General features: G+C 63.7%; 16 protein-coding genes. 12 read left to right on the top strand and 4 right to left on the bottom strand.

Annotated elements, in window-relative coordinates:
• The 4 genes from tatC to ccsB all read left to right on the top strand — a co-directional run.
• A partial coding sequence (tatC, locus tag VII69_04860) for a twin-arginine translocase subunit TatC (GenBank protein ID HEY5094434.1) occupies positions 1-736 on the top strand: 736 nt, incomplete at its 5' end.
• Positions 733-888: a hypothetical protein gene (locus tag VII69_04855; protein HEY5094433.1), complete on the top strand. Its 156-nt coding sequence runs from the start codon at positions 733-735 to the stop codon at positions 886-888. The genes tatC and VII69_04855, both read left to right, overlap by 4 nt.
• Before the next feature lie 21 nt (positions 889-909).
• Entirely contained in the window at positions 910-2,127 is a 1,218-nt protein-coding gene (locus VII69_04850; protein ID HEY5094432.1) for a cytochrome c biogenesis protein ResB, read from the top strand.
• Complete coding sequence (gene ccsB / locus VII69_04845) at positions 2,120-3,001, top strand: c-type cytochrome biogenesis protein CcsB (GenBank protein HEY5094431.1); 882 nt, start codon at positions 2,120-2,122, stop codon at positions 2,999-3,001. The genes VII69_04850 and ccsB overlap by 8 nt, the downstream gene beginning before the upstream one ends.
• Before the next feature lie 80 nt (positions 3,002-3,081).
• Here the strand turns inward: ccsB and VII69_04840 are convergent, their stop codons facing one another.
• Positions 3,082-4,692 (bottom strand): glycosyltransferase family 39 protein, encoded by a 1,611-nt coding sequence (locus VII69_04840; GenBank protein ID HEY5094430.1) that lies wholly within the window; start codon positions 4,690-4,692, stop codon positions 3,082-3,084.
• Between the two features lie 94 nt (positions 4,693-4,786).
• Between VII69_04840 and hemC the strand changes: the two genes are divergently transcribed.
• The 8 genes from hemC (at position 4,787) to VII69_04800 (ending at position 12,447) form a co-directional block, all read left to right on the top strand.
• Complete coding sequence (gene hemC, locus VII69_04835) at positions 4,787-5,749, top strand: hydroxymethylbilane synthase (protein HEY5094429.1); 963 nt, start codon at positions 4,787-4,789, stop codon at positions 5,747-5,749.
• A complete protein-coding gene (gene hemB / locus VII69_04830; GenBank protein HEY5094428.1) occupies positions 5,746-6,723 on the top strand; it encodes a porphobilinogen synthase in 978 nt (325 codons plus the stop codon). The genes hemC and hemB overlap by 4 nt, the downstream gene beginning before the upstream one ends.
• Positions 6,698-7,333, top strand: a complete 636-nt coding sequence (locus VII69_04825; protein HEY5094427.1) for a molybdenum cofactor guanylyltransferase — start codon at positions 6,698-6,700, stop codon at positions 7,331-7,333. Before hemB ends, VII69_04825 begins: the two co-directional genes overlap by 26 nt.
• Positions 7,330-8,604 (top strand): glutamate-1-semialdehyde 2,1-aminomutase, encoded by a 1,275-nt coding sequence (hemL, locus tag VII69_04820; protein ID HEY5094426.1) that lies wholly within the window; start codon positions 7,330-7,332, stop codon positions 8,602-8,604. The genes VII69_04825 and hemL overlap by 4 nt, the downstream gene beginning before the upstream one ends.
• Positions 8,601-9,293 carry a redox-sensing transcriptional repressor Rex gene (locus VII69_04815; protein HEY5094425.1) on the top strand — a complete coding sequence of 231 codons (693 nt, stop codon included), beginning with the start codon at positions 8,601-8,603 and terminating at the stop codon, positions 9,291-9,293. Before hemL ends, VII69_04815 begins: the two co-directional genes overlap by 4 nt.
• A gap of 62 nt (positions 9,294-9,355) precedes the next feature.
• Positions 9,356-10,687, top strand: coding sequence for a glutamyl-tRNA reductase (gene hemA, locus VII69_04810; GenBank protein HEY5094424.1), 1,332 nt, complete (start codon positions 9,356-9,358; stop codon positions 10,685-10,687).
• Positions 10,638-11,438 (top strand): uroporphyrinogen-III synthase, encoded by an 801-nt coding sequence (locus tag VII69_04805; protein HEY5094423.1) that lies wholly within the window; start codon positions 10,638-10,640, stop codon positions 11,436-11,438. Before hemA ends, VII69_04805 begins: the two co-directional genes overlap by 50 nt.
• 163 nt (positions 11,439-11,601) lie before the next feature.
• Positions 11,602-12,447, top strand: a complete 846-nt coding sequence (locus VII69_04800) for a class I SAM-dependent methyltransferase (GenBank protein HEY5094422.1) — start codon at positions 11,602-11,604, stop codon at positions 12,445-12,447.
• Positions 12,448-12,516: 69 nt separating this feature from the next.
• On the opposite strand, the gene VII69_04795 is transcribed toward VII69_04800, so the two are convergent.
• The 3 genes from VII69_04795 to VII69_04785 are packed head-to-tail and all read right to left on the bottom strand — an operon-like array spanning position 12,517 to position 16,035.
• Positions 12,517-13,689, bottom strand: coding sequence for a branched-chain amino acid ABC transporter substrate-binding protein (locus tag VII69_04795; GenBank protein ID HEY5094421.1), 1,173 nt, complete (start codon positions 13,687-13,689; stop codon positions 12,517-12,519).
• Positions 13,670-14,545 carry a UbiA-like polyprenyltransferase gene (locus tag VII69_04790; protein ID HEY5094420.1) on the bottom strand — a complete coding sequence of 292 codons (876 nt, stop codon included), beginning with the start codon at positions 14,543-14,545 and terminating at the stop codon, positions 13,670-13,672. Before VII69_04790 ends, VII69_04795 begins: the two co-directional genes overlap by 20 nt.
• A gap of 5 nt (positions 14,546-14,550) precedes the next feature.
• Positions 14,551-16,035 (bottom strand): menaquinone biosynthesis decarboxylase, encoded by a 1,485-nt coding sequence (locus VII69_04785; protein ID HEY5094419.1) that lies wholly within the window; start codon positions 16,033-16,035, stop codon positions 14,551-14,553.
• Positions 16,036-16,146: the final 111 nt, after the last annotated feature.

The raw sequence follows: 16,146 nt of genomic DNA, 5'->3' as shown, positions 1-16,146 counted from the left end.
GGAAGAAAAGCTCGTCGATGACGTCGAGATGACGTTCACGCAGCACCTCGCCGAGCTGCGTAACCGCCTCTTCATCTCGATCATCACCGTCGTCGTTATTTCAGCGGTCGCCTTTCCGCTGATGCCGCGCATGCTCAACTGGGTCGAGCAGCGCTTCTTGAACGGAATTCAATTGCACGTGTTCTCGCCGGCAGAGATCATCACGGTAGAGATCAAGCTCTCGCTGCTCGCGGGGGTCGTGGCCGGCATGCCGGTCGTGCTCTATCAACTCTACGCGTTTGTCGCACCCGCCCTCGATCGCCGCGTCCGCGGCCGGATCGGATGGTACGTGATCCCGTCGTTCTTCATGTCCGCGCTCGGCATCGCATTTTGCGGCTTTCTCATCTTGCCGTTCGTTCTGCGCGCGCTTCTGAGCCTCACGCAGCAGGCGGGCCTCGTCGGCACGTATCAGTTGGAGCCGACCATCGGCTTCGTCACCGTCTTGCTCGGCATCTTCGCGGTCATGTTCCAACTTCCGATCGTGCTTTCGATCCTCGCGAGCATCGGCTTGGTGAACGCGAAGATGCTCGCGGACAAGTGGCGCCACGCGACCGTCGTGATATGCGTCCTCGCCGGCGTCGCCGCTCCCGACGGCAATCCGTTGACCATGGGCCTGCTGGCACTTCCGCTGCTCGGGCTGTATCTCGCGAGCATCGCGGTGGTGCGTGTCACGCAGCCGAAAATCGCACCGGCATGAGCACCACTCGCCGGAGGCCGTTCGCAGACGAAGTGCTCGACGTGCTCAGCAACGTGCTGTTTCCGGTCGCCGTGTTCTGCGTGTGGGCGGCCGCGACGACCGTCGGCACGATCATCGATCAGAATCAGACGCCGGATCACTACTATCAATAGTATCCGTCGGCGGTCGCGAACCTGGTCATCCGGCTTCACCTCGACGGCGTCTTCCACTCGGTGCCCTACATCTCGCTCGTCGTCCTGTTGCTCGTGTCGATGTCGGTGTGCACCTTCAGACGCGTCATCCCAAAGCGCTTCCCCGCCGACCGGGCAGTGCCCATCGAGCACTTCGCCTTGCGGGCGAGCGCGCATGTGGCAGGAACGCAGGCGGCGGCCGCTGCTGCTTCGGATGCGTATCTCAAGCAGCGCGGGTTCAACGTGCGAACGCAGGAAATAGACGGCGCCCACTGGGCGTTCGCGCACCGCCAGAAGTGGGCGCGTTACGGCGTGTTGGTGGCGCATCTCGGATTTGTCGTGCTGTGCATCGGCATCTTCTTGGGCTGGAAATTCGGCATCCGCGGCCAGCTCATGGCATTCGACGGCCAGACGATCGCGGTGGCGCAAACGCCGCTGCAATTGACGCTGCGGAAATTTACGGCGACGTTCGAGCCCGTCCAGACGCCGACCGGGACGTTTTATCAAGCGTCGAGTTTCCAATCCGATGTGGCGCTGGCCGGACCCGACGACAACGCTGCGCCGAGCGTCACCGTGAATCATCCGTACGTGACCCATGACGGTATCTACATCTACCAAGCTTCGTACGGTTTTGCCGGAAGGCTCGCGGTGACGCGCCACGGTAAGCCGGTCGCAGTCGACGGAGCACAGCGCTTGATGCCGCAAGATGAAGTGCTGTTTCCCGGAACGAGCCGCGGCGTGCAATTCATGACCATGGCGGGGCCGAGCGATCCGTCGCAACTGCCGCCGGGTGTGCGGCTGCCGAAGACAGACGAGTACGTGTTCTGGGCGTTTCACGACAACATCCCCACGACCGACAAACCGATCATCCTTCCGGTCGGCAAGACCGTGGATGTGGGCGACGGCTACAAAGTCACCGCACTCGCGCCGATCGCGTGGTCCGGCATGACGTACCGGCGAGATCCGGGCGAGGACTATGTCGGTCTCGGCGTCGCGATCCTCATCGCAGGCTTCGTGATGTCGTTGTTCTTTCTACCCGTCAAGCTCTATGCGCGGGTCCGGCGGGGTGCTTCCGGCGTTGAGGCGGACGTCGCGGTCACGACCACGAAAGGCAACGCGATGTACGAGGACGATTTCGCTGCGCTCGTATCCGGATGGCGCGAAGCCTTGGCCAAAAGCGCCGCCCCGGACGATGTCAGTACGGTGAAAGCCTATGCCTGATACCAACTACTCGCAGTACAACTCAAACGCCGCCGCGGCGATGACCGCGCATTCGCTGCAGTACATGGAATGGTACTTGGCGGCCGTCATCATCTACGTGTTCGCGTTCGCGGTCTTCGTCGGCTGGTGGTTCTTCCAGAACAGAGTGGTGCTATTCGCCGGCGTCTCGATTGCCGTCGGCGGAGCCGCATGCCAGATCGTAAGCCTCGGTCTGCGGTGGTACTACAGCGGCCACGTGCCGTGGAATGATCTTTATGGCTCGCTCTCTGTGGTCGTGCTCTGGACGGTGCTTCTCTTCGTCACGTTCGGCGCGCGCTTCAAGATCTGGTATGCGGGTCCGATCGTGTTCGCCGTCGCCGACCTCTTGCTCGCCTACGCAAGCGGTTGGAACAAGGGGCTCGAGCCCCTGGTACCGTCGCTCAAATCATATTGGATCGTCTACCACGTGCCGATCGTGTTGGCTGCATATGCATCGTTCTTGATCGGGTTCGCGACGAGCGTTCTCTTTCTCCTGAAACGGCGCAGCGAAGAGGCGGCCACGCCACAAGCCTGGCTCGTCAACGTGCCGCCGTCGTCTAAGCTCGACGTGGTCACGTACCGCGTCGTCGCGGTCGGCGAGATATTGCTCACCATCGGAATCGTCTTGGGTGCGCTTTGGGCGCACGACGCCTGGGGTGCATATTGGCAGTGGGACCCGAAAGAGACCGCGGCGCTCGTATCGTGGCTCGTCTACGCAGCGTACCTGCACATGCACACGCGGCCTTCGTGGCGCGGCGTCAATTCGGCTTGGACGTCCATCGTCGGATTCGCCAGCATCATGTTCTGCTACTTCGGCGTGAACATCTGGATCAGCGGGCTTCACTCTTACAAATAACAATCAACCCGTAGGAGGGTGAGCATCGCTCACCCAATTTTTTTTGGGCAAGCGATGCTTGCCCTAGTACATTTGCCTTCCTACAGAGAGTTGGTCACCAGCCACAGCTTTTGGTCGCGCGCCAAAACGGTAAGCGGAAGGCCGCTCGCGCGTAGGTCGTCGTAGCGCTGCGGTGAGACGACGCACAGCGCGCGTTTCTCGGCCGCGAAATACTTTTTGGGATTGACGTCGGTCGGATCGTGACCAATCGACGTCACAGGGCCGGATTCAGTATAGAACAAAAGCGAGAATCCACCGCTCACGCCGTCGAAGCAGACCGCGTCGCCGGCGCGGTCGTGCGACATCAATTGTGCGGCCATTCCCTTCATCGGTTTGAACGTCTCCACTTCCGGCAGGATGAAAAACGCGAGCGCGGCCACGAATCCGGCCATCGTGAGGCTCAAGCCGACCGGTGCTAGCCAGACTCGCTTCAGCGCCACCGTCAGCACGGCGGTCAGCACGCACGGCACGACAACGAGCCACGCAAGCGTCGCGAGCGACGGCGCAAGGGCCGCCATCTCGCCCTGGAAATGCAATCTGCCATAGAACGCGATTCCGGCGGTGAGCAGCACTAGCGCGGCCGGCAAGAATATCAGGGCTGAGCGCAGCGGTCTCAAGTTGTTCTCGCGCGCCGAAGCCCCCACGAAGCTCGCCACGAGAATACCGAGCGCCGGAAAGAACACCGCGATGTAGTTCGGCAATTTTGTCTGCGCGATCGAGAAGAACACGAAGGGCACCGCAACACAAAGAAGGAGAAAGCGCTCGTCGTCGCTGCGGAGTCGCCACGCCCGCTGCAACGCTTGCGGCAAGAATGCGATGAACGGGAAAAAACCCAACAGGAGCACTGGTACGTAGTACCACCAGGGACCTGGTTGATTCTCGAACGGATGTAAGAAGCGGCCGACGTTTGAAAGCCCGAAGTACTCGCCGAGAAAACCCGAACCACGCAACATCGTGGCGATCGCGAACCACGAACCGGCGATGACGATATAGGCCACTGCCGCGCCAAGAACCGGTTGACCGCGAAGCCGCGACCAGCCGCGCGTCCACGCGAGCCACAGCAGGATCACGAGCAACGGAAGAACGAGCGCGATCGGGCCTTTGGTCAATGTGCCGAGCGCCGCCGCAGCCGCCGCGATCCACAGCGCACGCCCGTCGCCGTCGCGCAGTGCGAAATACGACCAAAAGAACGCGACGGTCATGAAGAAGATCAGCGCCGTCTCCATCATGGCGAGCCGGGAGAGCACGATCATCTCGAGGCTTGTGCCGGCGGCGAGCGCTGCGATCAGCCCTTCCGCCGAACCGTACATGCGCCGGCCGGCGCGATACGTCGCGATCGCGGTGGCGATGCCGAACAGCGCGCTCGGCAAACGAAGCGCAAACTCGTTCAACCCGAAGAGCATCGCGCTAAGACCCGCTGTCCAGAACCAAAGGGGCGGATGCGTATCCCAAGGCCGGAAATTCAGATGCAGCGTCAGCCAATCGCCGGTCCGGAACAGTTCTTTGACGATCTCGCCGTAGGTTGGCTCGCTATTGTCCCAGAGGCTGCCCGCGCCGAGACGGACGAGATAGATAGCGGCCAATAGCGTGAATACCGCGGCGGTGAGGAACGGCGGAATTCGCAAATCGGGCGCGCCGGACGACGCGTTCACGCCGACGTGAGTTGCAAAAGCCGCACGGCTTCCCCTCTTTAGCGCCATGCTCGTGGGAGCCGGCGAAGCTGCGGGCGAACGGAGTCCGCCTATCATGTCCGCAACGCACGTCGCCGCCTTGCGCATCGCCACGCGCAAGAGCCGCCTCGCACTGGCTCAAGCCGAACTCGTCGCCACGCTGCTCGCGCGCGTCGCCGGCTGCGCGCACGTCATGCTCGAAATCACGACGCGCGGCGATTCGGTTCAAGACCGGAGCATTGCCGCGATCGGCGGCGACGGGGTCTTCATCAAAGAATTGGAGACGGCATTGCTCGAGGACCGTGCCGACATCGCCGTGCATTCGCTCAAAGACATGCCGACCGAGACGCGCGCCGGGGTGGATGCGGGCATCACGATCGAACGAGGCGATGCGCGCGACGCGTTGATCTCCCGCGACAACCGCTATCCCACGATCGCGTCATTGCCGCACAACGCTCTCATCGGGACCAGTTCGCCGCGCCGCCGCGCGCAGCTGCTCGCATTGCGCCCGGATCTCGACATCCGCGACATACGGGGCAACGTCGATACGCGCGTGCGCGCCGTGCTCGACCAGCGCTACGATGCCGCCGTGCTCGCCGTCGCCGGCATGGACCGGATAGGCCTTCTCGGATCCGTCGGCGGTGGTTCGCCGCTCGATCCGGCTACGTTCGTTCCCGCGCCCGGGCAAGGCGCGATCTTCGTCCAGCATCGGACCGGCGACAAACGCGTTGCGGATTTGCTTGCGCCACTGCAGCATGCCCCGACGGCGATCGCGACCACGATGGAGCGCTCGTTCTTGCGGCAGATGGGCGGCGGCTGTCTCATGCCGATCGGCGCGTACGCATCGATTGACAATGGACACGCGACCATGTCCGCGTTCGTCGGATCGCCGGGCGGCGACGTTTGGCTTCGCCGGACTTTCGCGTGCGATGCAGAGGTGGGAACGGCGCGCGCCGAGATGGCTGCCGACGAAATGCTCGACGCCGGCGGCCGCGACATCCTCGCACTGTGCAGAGCGGCGGAGACCAAAAAAGCGTGAAGCTTCCGATCCGCCCGCGCAGGCTGCGTTCCACAGCGACCCTTCGGCGAATGGTCGCCGAACACTCGGTCAGCGTCGACGATCTTGTCGAGCCGCTGTTCGTCGTGCCCGGCTCCGGCGTACGCACGGAAATCAAATCGATGCCCGGCGTGTATCATCAATCGGTCGACTCAGTCGTGGAAGATGCAAAAGCCGCAGCCGCGCTTGGCATCCCCGCCGTGCTCTTGTTCGGACTGCCACCGTCCAAAGACGAAGCGGCGTCGTGGCTCGACAAGCCCGACGGCCCCGTGCAGCTCGCGATCGAAGGCATCAAGCGCGCATGCCCGGAGCTACTCGTCGCAGCCGATCTGTGCGCGTGCGAGTACACGTCGCACGGTCACTGCGGGATCGTGGACGACGATGGCCACATCGACAACGACCGCAGCGTGGAGCTGCTCGCTCGCGGCGCGCTCTCGTATGCGAAATGCGGCGCCGACTTCGTTGCGCCCTCAGATATGATGGACGGCCGCGTTGGCGCGATCCGCTCGGCGCTCGACGGAGCCGGTTTTGCCGCCACCGGCGTGATGTCGTACGCCGTCAAGTACGCATCCGCGTTTTACGGCCCATTCCGGGAGGCGGTGGATTCGACGCCGGCGTTCGGCGACCGCCGCACGCACCAAATGGATCCGTCCAACGTGCTCGAGGCGGTGAAAGAAGCGCAGCTCGACGCCGAAGAAGGCGCAGACGTCATCATGATAAAGCCGGCGATGGCGTATTTGGATGTGGTGCGTGCGGTGCGCGACGCGGTGCTCTTGCCGCTCGCCGTCTACAACGTCAGCGGCGAATACGCGATGGTCAAGGCTGCGGTGGCGAAAGGATACCTCGAAGAAGAGCGCACCGTGGACGAATTGCTCGTCGCCTTCAAACGCGCCGGCGCCGATATCATCGTGACCTATTTCGCGCGCGCCTATGCCGCTCGACGCGCCCGGCGCTGAAAAGCGCGTCACCATCATCGTGCTCGCCGGCGGCGCTGCCACGCGCTTGCCCGGCAAGCTCGCGTTGCCCGTAAACGGCGAGCCGATGCTCGTTCGCGTGGTGCGCGCGCTTTCGGCAACGGGTGATCCGTGCATCGTGTCCGCCAACGGCCTCTTGCCGGCCGAGATCGCCGCTCAACTCGACGTGCCGGTCGTCTACGACGACCGCCCAGGCGAAGGCCCGCTCGCGGCGCTCGCCTCATGCGCCTCGGCCGTGAACACGCCGTACTTCTTCGCAGCCGCAGGCGACATGCCGGGAATCGACGCCGCCTTCGTCGCGCGCGTTGTCGCAGCGGCGCAAGCGGCAGTTTGGCCCGACGCGATCGTTCCGGCGCATGCCGACGGCACGCTCGAGCCTTTGGCCGCATTGTATAAGGCCGCGCCGTGGCTGGCGGCGGCGCGCATCGCACTCGCGAACGGCCGCCGCAATGTCACTGCTGCGCTCGACGGCTTGCGCACCGTTTACTACCCGATCGTGCCGGAAGATGAGCCAGCGTTGGCCAACGTCAACACGCCCCGCGACTACGAAAGCCTGCGAAGCGCATCGGCCGCTCGCGATCGGAGAACATGAACACCCCACGATCGACTGAGTTGTTCGCGGCGGCGCGGCGCGTCATCCCCGGCGGCGTCAATTCGCCGGTGCGTGCGTTCGCAGCGGTTGGAGGCACGCCGCGCTTCATCGCCCGCGGCGAAGGTTCGCGGATCTACGACGTCGATGGAAATGAGTACATCGACTACGTGGGCTCGTGGGGGCCGCTCATCCTCGGGCACGCGCACGAAGCCGTGGTCGCAGCGATCGAGCGGGCCGCGCGCATGGGCACCTCGTTCGGCGCGCCCACCGCATTCGAAGTCGAGCTAGCCGAACTCGTGACGAAGGCCATGCCTTCGATCGAGCTCGTGCGCTTCGTCAACTCAGGCACCGAGGCGTGCATGAGCGCGCTGCGGTTGGCGCGCGCGTTCACAAAACGCGACAAGATCGTGAAGTGCGCCGGCTGCTATCACGGTCACGCCGACGCGTTGTTGGTCAGCGCGGGATCGGGCGCGCTCACCCTCGGCGTGCCGGACTCGCCGGGAGTGTCTAAGAGCCAAGCCGCCGACACGATCGTCGTGCCGTACAACGATGCCGCCGCGCTCGAAGCTGCATTTGAAAGCAACCCGGGCCAAATCGCATGCGTCATCGTCGAACCTGTCGCGGGCAACATGGGATTGGTGCTGCCGGGTCAAGGTTATCTGCAGGGGCTGCGAGACATCACCGCGCGCGCCGGCGCGCTGCTCATCTTCGACGAAGTGATGACGGGCTTCCGCGTGGCGTACGGCGGCGCGCAGGCGGTGTACGGCATCGTGCCGGACCTGACGTGCTTGGGCAAGGTGATCGGCGCCGGCCTTCCGGTCGGCGCGTTCGGCGGTAGGCGGGAAATAATGACACGGCTCGCGCCCAGCGGCGATGTCTACCAGGCGGGCACGCTCTCGGGCAACCCGCTCGCGATGGCGGCCGGCATCGCGCAGTTGCGCGAACTTGCCGAACCGGGCGTCTACGAGCGGCTTGAGTCGAAAACTGCGCTGCTCGAACGCGGCTGGCGCGACGCGTTCGCCGCCGCCGGCGTCTCCGTCCAGACCGCGCATGCCGGGTCGTTGTGGGGTTTTTTCTTCAGCGCGACGCCCGTGACGGATCTTGCGAGCGCTAAAAAGGCGGACACCAAGTCGTTCGCCGCTTTCTTCAATAACATGCTCGAGCGCGGCGTCTATCTGGCGCCGTCGCAATTCGAAGCCGCCTTCGTCTCGCTCGCGCACAGCCCGGATGACATCGCGCGCACGGTCGCCGCAGCGCGCGCATCGCTATGATAAAACGCGCGCACAAGCCGGCGACGAAGCGATCCGTCCGCCGCGAACCGTCCGGAGACGGCGTGCAGGTCATCAGTCTGCCGCGGCTCTTCCTCTACCATCGCGGCTTGGAGGACGCCGTGCGCGACGGCGTGACCGTGTTGACGTCCGAAGAGCTTGCTCTGCGCGTCGGTCGAGGCATATCGTCGACGCAGGTGCGCAAGGATCTTTCGCGCCTTGGCGCTCTTGGCAGGCGCGGTCAAGGCTACGGCGTGGTCGCGCTCATGCGCAAGTTGGCGCGCCTGCTCGGGCTCGACCGCGATTGGCGCATCGTCATCGTGGGATTCGGCTATCTCGGCCACGCCCTTGCGACGTTCCTCGAATATCGCGAAGAGAAATTTCACATCGGCGGCATTTTCGACACCGACGCGGCGCTCGTCGGATCGCGTTGGCATGGCGTGCGCATCAGCCATGCCGACGACCTCGAGAAGGTTCTGCCGGCGCTCGAATGCAGCATGGGCATCGTGACGGTGCCGTCCACTGCCGCCCAACTCGTCGCGGATCGGCTGGCTCGCTGCGGCATCGGCGCGATCCTCAACTTCGCGCCAACCACGCTGAAATTGCCGGCGCGGGTGGCCGTGCGCACGATCGATCTCGCATCCGAACTCTCGATCCTGACGCACCACTTGAAGCGCGGCGTCCGCGAATAGTCTTATTGTCCCGGGTTACGGTGCGAGGTTTGCCGCTGCGCCGCGAGAACGCTTGACGTACTTTGCCGATCGTCGTCCTCGGACTGAGTCATCGAACCGCGCCGCCGGACGTGCGCGACCGCCACGCTTTTCCTCCCGGGCGCATCATCGAGGCGCTCGGTGTGCTTCACGAATACCCTGAGGTCCGCGAAGCGGCGATCGTCTCCACGTGCAACCGTCTCGAGATCTACGCCGATGTCGGCGACTTCGAGAACGGCGTGGCTCAGCTCAAGGAATTCCTGACGACGTATCGATCGATGCGCGTCGACGACTTCGACAAATATCTGTACACGATGCTCGGCGCCGAAGCGGTCGAACAACTCTTCAAGGTCGCGAGCGGTCTCGATTCCATGCTCGTCGGCGAGGCAGAGATACTCGCGCAAGTAAAAGATGCGCTGAGAGCGGCGGAACTCGCAGGCACTGCAGGCAGCAACCTCCATCATCTTTTCCGCAAAGCGCTCGAGACGGGAAAGCGTGCTCGCACCGAGACCGCGATAGGCCACGACGCCGTTTCGCTCGGATCTGCGGCGGTCGAGCTCGCAGCGCGGCATTGGGATATCCGGGCGGCGCGCGTGCTTGTTGTGGGAGCCGGGAAGATGGGCGGCATCGTCGCGCGCCACTTGGCCGCCCGCGGCGCCGCTTCGCTTGTGATCGCCAACCGCACCGTGGCCAAAGCAAAACAGCTCGCTCACGAAATCGGCGCCGACGGCGCCGGGCTCGACGACGTGCCCGCGCTGCTCGCGAATGTGGATCTGGTGATATCCGCCGTCGGCGCGGGCGCGCCGGTGATCTCCGCGGACGCGATCAGGGCGGCCGTGCGTTCGCGGGTCGGACAGCCGCTGCTCGTCATCGACGTGGCCACGCCGCGCGACGTCGAAATGGCAGCTCGCGACATCGCCGCGGTGACGATCTACGAACTGGCCGATCTGCGGCAAATCGTTGCGGGCCACATCGAAAGACGCCGTGAGGAGATACCCGCCGTCGAAGCGATCGTCGCCGCAAGCGTGGCGGCTTATACCCGCTGGTATGTTTCCCGAGCGGCGGCGCCGCTCATCGCCGACCTTAGAAGGCGCGCCGAAGCCGTCCGCGCGGCAGAAATCGAGAAGCTGTTCGCGAATCTTGGAAGCTTGAGCGATCGCGATCGCGAGCTCATCGAGTCCGCGAGCCAAGCGATCGTCAACCGGCTGCTCCACGCGCCGGTGACGCATTTGCGAGAGACGATCGCCGATCGCTCGCAAGACGTTTTCGAGACCGACGCGCTGCAGAGCTTGCTCGACGTAGACGGTTTGCATCGCGATCTCGAGCGTGATCTGCGCGAAACGCTCGCGCCGGTCGCGAAGCGGCACGGAGAATAACGCAAAGCCGCTGACCGGTGTGCGCGTGTTGCTGACGCGGGCGCCGGCGGCCGGGCATAAGGACATCGACCGCCTGCGCGATCTCGGCGCGCTCGTCCGCGAAATACCACTGATCCGGATAGTTCCTCCACCCGATGAACGCGCGCTCACCGCGGCCGCAGCGCGAACGGATTTCGACTGGATCGCGTTCACGAGCGTGCACGGCGTTGAAGCGTTCGCACGCGAACGCGGCTCAGGCAAAGCGTCGACGTCGAAATTCGCCGCGGTCGGGCCGGCGACGGCGCGGGCGATACGCGCCGCATTCGGCCGCTCCCCAGAGCTCATACCGGCTTCGCACACCGGCGCCGCACTTGGCGAAACGCTCGCGACGGTCATGAAATCCGGCGAACGAGCGCTGCTCGTCCAAGCTTTGGATGGGCGGCCGGACGCTCTTGAATCGCTTGCGGGCGCAGGCTGCGCGGTGGAGACCGTGGCGGCCTATGCGACGATTGAAGCGCCGCCCGACGATATCGGCGCCGCAATTCGGGATGCGGACGTGATAGTAATAGCATCCGGCAGTGCCGCGCGCAGTCTTCGCTTGGGTCTCGGCGCGGCGACGGCATCGACCTTGGCGCCGAAGATCATCGCCTGCATCGGCCCCGTCACCGAGGGCGAGGCGCGCCACGCGGGCATTCCCGTGACGCTTGTGCCGCGCGAATATACGATGAACGGGGTCATCGACATCCTGATCGAGCGCTTCAAACAGAGCTGACGCTCGCGGGATATCGGGCCGATGTGCGCTGCGTCACATAAAATCAGCAAGGCGCGCCTGCGGTGCGACGGCGGAAGCGCCGAACCCTAATAGTAGATGAACGGTTCTCGCGCATCGATGGCGCAAGCATGGGACCGTCGCTACGCTAGGAGATTCCACTACGATGGCTGTCGACGTTCGCAACCAATTCGGGCCGCTCGAAGCGCTGGTCCGCGCAATCGCAGATCGCAAAGAGCGCCCCACTCCTTGGGTCGATGCGACGACATATCCATGGAGCGATCCCGACTTCAGCAAACGCTACGTGCGCCGTGCCGACTACGCGCAGCAGATCGGCATGAACGAGACCGGCGAAGAAGTAGAATCGCTCATCTCGGCGTTGCAGGCCAAACCTAAAGCGCGCATCCTCGACCTTTGCGCAGGCAACGGCAGGCACGCCGTGGGGATGGCGTTGCGCGGATTCCGGATGACCGGCATCGACATCGGACCCGGGGCCGTGGCGCTCGCGCGCGAAACCGCCAAGAACCTCGGTCTTGCCGTCGACTTTCGCGAACTAGATGTTTGCGATCTCGCCATCGAAGATGCATACGACGGCGCTTACCTCACCTGCGGCGGCCTGTCCGATTTCGCGCCGGCCGATTGCAACCGCCTGCTGGCCGTTGTCGAACGCGCGCTCGTCTCGGGCGGCAGAGCCGCCATCGAGTTCGCCGACGCCGCGAGCGCGGCGGGCGATGTCCGCGCATGGCAGTTCGTTCAAGCGGAATCATCGTTGTTCACGGACGTGCCGAATCTGCAGTTGGAAGAGCGGCTTTACGACGCGGATGCGTCCGCCGAAGTGATCCGCCACTACGTCGTGCCGACCGACGGCAAGATCTTCGAAATCGCGCGCTGCCGGCGCTACTTCACCGACGCCGCGATCCGCGAAGCGATGACCACCGCCCGTTTCGGCTTGCTCGAAGTGGTGCCAGGCAGTGCACCCGGCCTTAAAAAGATCATCGGCATCAAGAACTGATCGATGGGCAAGCGATGCTTGCCCTAGTACAACTGATGAAAGGGCCGACCTTTAAGGTCGGCCCTTTCATCAGTGAACGATCAGCGGATTGGGATACGCCGATGAGAGATACGTAAAAGCACCCTTTTTATACTGGTAAAAGTAGACATCGGCGCCGAGCACGTCGCCCGACGGTTGGAATTGTATCTGGCCCAGAATCGTGTTGAACGAATGGGTGGCGAGCGCGCGATCCACCGCGCGATGCTCGACCGAAGTGGCGAACTTCGTGGATTGGATGGCGATCTGCGCTGCGACGTAGCCGAATAGAGCGTACGACGACAGCCGGCCATACCGCGATTGGAATTGCGTGACGAAGTTATTCGCCGTCGGCATGAATTGGACGGGCGGCACGCACGAGCTCACCGTGATGCCTTCGGCATTGTCGCCGAGTGATTTGAGCAGTGAATCGCTGTAAAATCCCTGCGTGGCAAGGAGCGGCACGGTGACGCCCGCGGTGCGGAGCGATGGAATGACGCGGATCATATCGCTTCCGACCCCGCTCAAGAACACGAGATCGGGCGCCCAATCTTTCAGCGCGGCCACCTGGGTCTTCAGATTCTTGAACTCGACATCCAGCGGAAAATCTTTTTCCGTCACGTTGCTCGCAGCGGTGTAGTTGACGAATCCTTGACCGGCGTCGGCGCCGTAGTCGTTTTGCTCGTACACGACCGCGATCCGCTTTGCGCTGAGCGTGCGATCGGCGTAGCGGGCATCGCTGCGACCCTCGCTGACGTCGGTCGGGCAAAGCCGGAACACATTGTCGTATCCGGTCTGCGTGAGCGCGGCGAACGGCGACGTCGGGATGATGACCGGCACTTCAGCTTGATGGTAGGTCGGCAGCGAAAGCGCGGTCTCCTGACCGCCGATGTGGCCGATGATGAACGCCGTGCTCGGATCGACCAAGGCGAATTGCGCCTGCTGCTGTGCGATGCCGGGATCGGCTTGATCGTCGAAGCTATGCATCACCCATCCGTAGTCCGCGATGCCGCGCGCGTCGTTCGCCTCGTCGACCGCTTGCTGCACGCCGTTGGATAGATCGATGCCGAATTGTTTGTCGGACCCGGAAAGCGGTGCTACGATGACGATCGACACGACCTTCGCGTAGGGCGGGAAATCGGCGCCTGCTGGAGCCGACGACCGTATGATAAGGGCGGCGGCGGCAAGGGCGGCCGCGATGGCGGATCTACGGGATGAAAGCGGCATGGGCGGATACTCCGGTGACGAGCGAGGCAAAGGTAGTGCACATGAAGACGACCGAGAAGAGCATGTTGGCGTTGAAGACGGCGGCATTGAGCGAAAAGACGTCGCCGCTCGTGCGTAGCAGTGAGAATTCGAAGGCCAGCAGCGCGCCGGCGGATGCGACTCCCACCCAATACCATCCATGCGCGCCGGTCGCGACTCCTAACCAGGCGAGCGCCGCGACGACTCCGAGATGCAACAGTTGCGGCAGAAGGCGTCCGCTCCCTTCGCCGAAGCGCGCAGGAACGGACGCGATCCCCTCGCGGAGGTCGAAATCTCGATCCATGAGCGCGTACAGGATGTCGAACCCTGCGACCCAGAGCGTGACTGCGGCGAACAGCAGCCAGGCGCCGGCTTCGAATCGGCCCGTGATCGCGATCCATGCGCCGAGCGGAGCGAGCGCGTCCACTGCGCCAAGGAAGAAATGCACGCCCCACGAGACGCGTTTGACGTACGGATACACGATCAATCCGACCGCGGCCAGTGGAACGAGGGCAAAACAGAGCGGGTTAAGTTCGAACGCAGCGATGGCGAGCGCGACGAGGCTGATCGCGATAGCCCATATCATCACCGACGGCGAAAGTTCGCCGGTCGCCAACGCGCGGCGCGCGGTGCGCGGATTCTTCGCGTCCATGCGCGCATCGATCAGACGGTTCGCCGCCATCGCCGCCGTTCGTCCGCCGAAAACGGCGACGGTGATCCACGCGATGCTATGCCACGGCGGCACGCCGCCGTAGGCGAGAAGCGCGCCGACGTAAGCGAACGGCAGCGCGAACAGCGTGTGCTCGATTTTGATCTCTTGCAGAAATGTGCGGAGCATCGCCGTCATCGATCGGCGAGACTGGACAAACCGTATTCGGCCCAGCGGCGCGCCACCAGTACTTTGACATCGTCCGACATGACGATGTCGGGCGGCCACTCTCGCTGATAACCCTCTTCGGCGGTCTTGCGCGTGGCGTCGATGCCAAGCTTCGTGCCGAGCAAGGGCAGCGGTCCAGCATGATCGAGCACGTCCACCGGGCCGGGCGCGAAAACGAGATCGCGGCCGGCGTCGACGTTGTTGAGCGCGACCCACGCGACGTCGCGCACGTTTTGCACGTCGACATCGGCATCGACCACCAGAATATTTCGCGTGAGCATCATCATGTGGCCGAGGCCCCACAACGCATACATCACCTTCTTGGCTTGGCCAGGGTAGCGCTTTTTGATCGAGACGATGGCGAGATTGTGAAAGCCTCCTTCGACGGGCAGATTGTAATCGGTGATCTCGGGCACCATCTGACGCAGCAGCGGCAGGAAGAAACGTTCTGTGGCTTTGCCGAGCCACTCGTCCTCCATCGGCGGTTTGCCGACGATGGTGGTCCAGTAGATCGGATTCTTGCGATGGGTCATGCAGGTGACGTGGAAGACCGGGTAGTCGTCGGCGAGCGAATAGACGCCGGTATGATCGCCGAACGGTCCTTCTCGGCGCAGCTCCGCGTTGTCGACGTACCCTTCGAGCACGAATTCCGACTCTGCCGGCACTTTAAGATCCACCGTGCGGCATTGGACCATCGGTACGCCGTGACCGCGCAGGAAGCCGGCCAACACCGCCTCGTCAATGCCGGCTGGCAGAGGTGCGGTGGCCGCGTATAACATCGCCGGGTCCGTGCCGATCGCCACCGCAACCGGCATCCGCGCGCCGGCGCCCGCTGCTTCTTGGTGTTCGCGTCCGTGTTTGTGCCGCTGCCAATGCATGCCGGTGGTGTTGCGGTCGTAGACCTGCATGCGGTAGACGCCGACGTTTTGCGCGCCCGATTTCGGATCTTTCGTGATGACCAATGGAAGCGTGATGAATGGTCCGCCGTCCAGCGGCCAACACGTGATGACCGGCAGCAAGCCGAGGTCGACATCGTCACCTTGCAGGACGACGTCCTGGCATGGACCCGAACGGACCGTCTTTGGGAAAATTCCGGCGAGGTCTTTGAGGCCTAGGAGCATTCCAAGTTTGTCGGACGTCGCGCCGGACTGCACGAACTTGAGCAGCGCTCCGACTTTGGCTTCGAGTTCCTCGAGGTTGTTCAAGCCCAGCGAGCGAGCCATCCGCCGTTCGCTTGCCAACGCGTTGATCAGAACCGGAAAGCGCGAGCCCTTCACATCGCTGAACAGCAGTGCGGGCCCGCCATCGGCGCTCTTGACGCAGCGGTCCGCGACCTCCGAGATTTCGAGATAAGGATCGACTTGGACGGGAATTTCGCGCAGCTCGCCGTCACGCCTCAGTCGATCGACGAATTCCCGAAGATTGGCGTACACGGCTTCGCTCGTTCTCATGCCGCGCATGGAAAGCCTCGCGTGCAAATTCTAGCGGCCGTCGCACTGAATCAATCACTTTGACGAGCGGCGTCGCGGACATCAGCTCGAACATTTCGTCAATGCGAATTG

This window comes from Candidatus Eremiobacteraceae bacterium, from assembly GCA_036511855.1.
In the GTDB taxonomy this organism is placed as follows: domain Bacteria; phylum Vulcanimicrobiota; class Vulcanimicrobiia; order Eremiobacterales; family Eremiobacteraceae; genus JABCYQ01.
Note: the sequence above shows the minus strand (reverse complement) of the source record. Positions and strands in the feature narration are given on the sequence as shown.

Bases quoted from the DNA above. Each gene is read 5' to 3' on its own strand.
- VII69_04855 (HEY5094433.1), top strand. From the start codon at position 733: ATGAGCACCACTCGCCGGAGGCCGTTCGCAGACGAAGTGCTCGACGTG.
- ccsB (HEY5094431.1), top strand. From the start codon at position 2,120: ATGCCTGATACCAACTACTCGCAGTACAACTCAAACGCCGCCGCGGCG.
- hemC (HEY5094429.1), top strand. From the start codon at position 4,787: ATGTCCGCAACGCACGTCGCCGCCTTGCGCATCGCCACGCGCAAGAGC.
- VII69_04825 (HEY5094427.1), top strand. From the start codon at position 6,698: ATGCCGCTCGACGCGCCCGGCGCTGAAAAGCGCGTCACCATCATCGTG.
- hemL (HEY5094426.1), top strand. From the start codon at position 7,330: ATGAACACCCCACGATCGACTGAGTTGTTCGCGGCGGCGCGGCGCGTC.
- VII69_04815 (HEY5094425.1), top strand. From the start codon at position 8,601: ATGATAAAACGCGCGCACAAGCCGGCGACGAAGCGATCCGTCCGCCGC.
- VII69_04800 (HEY5094422.1), top strand. From the start codon at position 11,602: ATGGCTGTCGACGTTCGCAACCAATTCGGGCCGCTCGAAGCGCTGGTC.
- VII69_04795 (HEY5094421.1), bottom strand. From the start codon at position 13,689: ATGCCGCTTTCATCCCGTAGATCCGCCATCGCGGCCGCCCTTGCCGCC.
- VII69_04790 (HEY5094420.1), bottom strand. From the start codon at position 14,545: ATGCTCCGCACATTTCTGCAAGAGATCAAAATCGAGCACACGCTGTTC.
- VII69_04785 (HEY5094419.1), bottom strand. From the start codon at position 16,035: ATGAGAACGAGCGAAGCCGTGTACGCCAATCTTCGGGAATTCGTCGAT.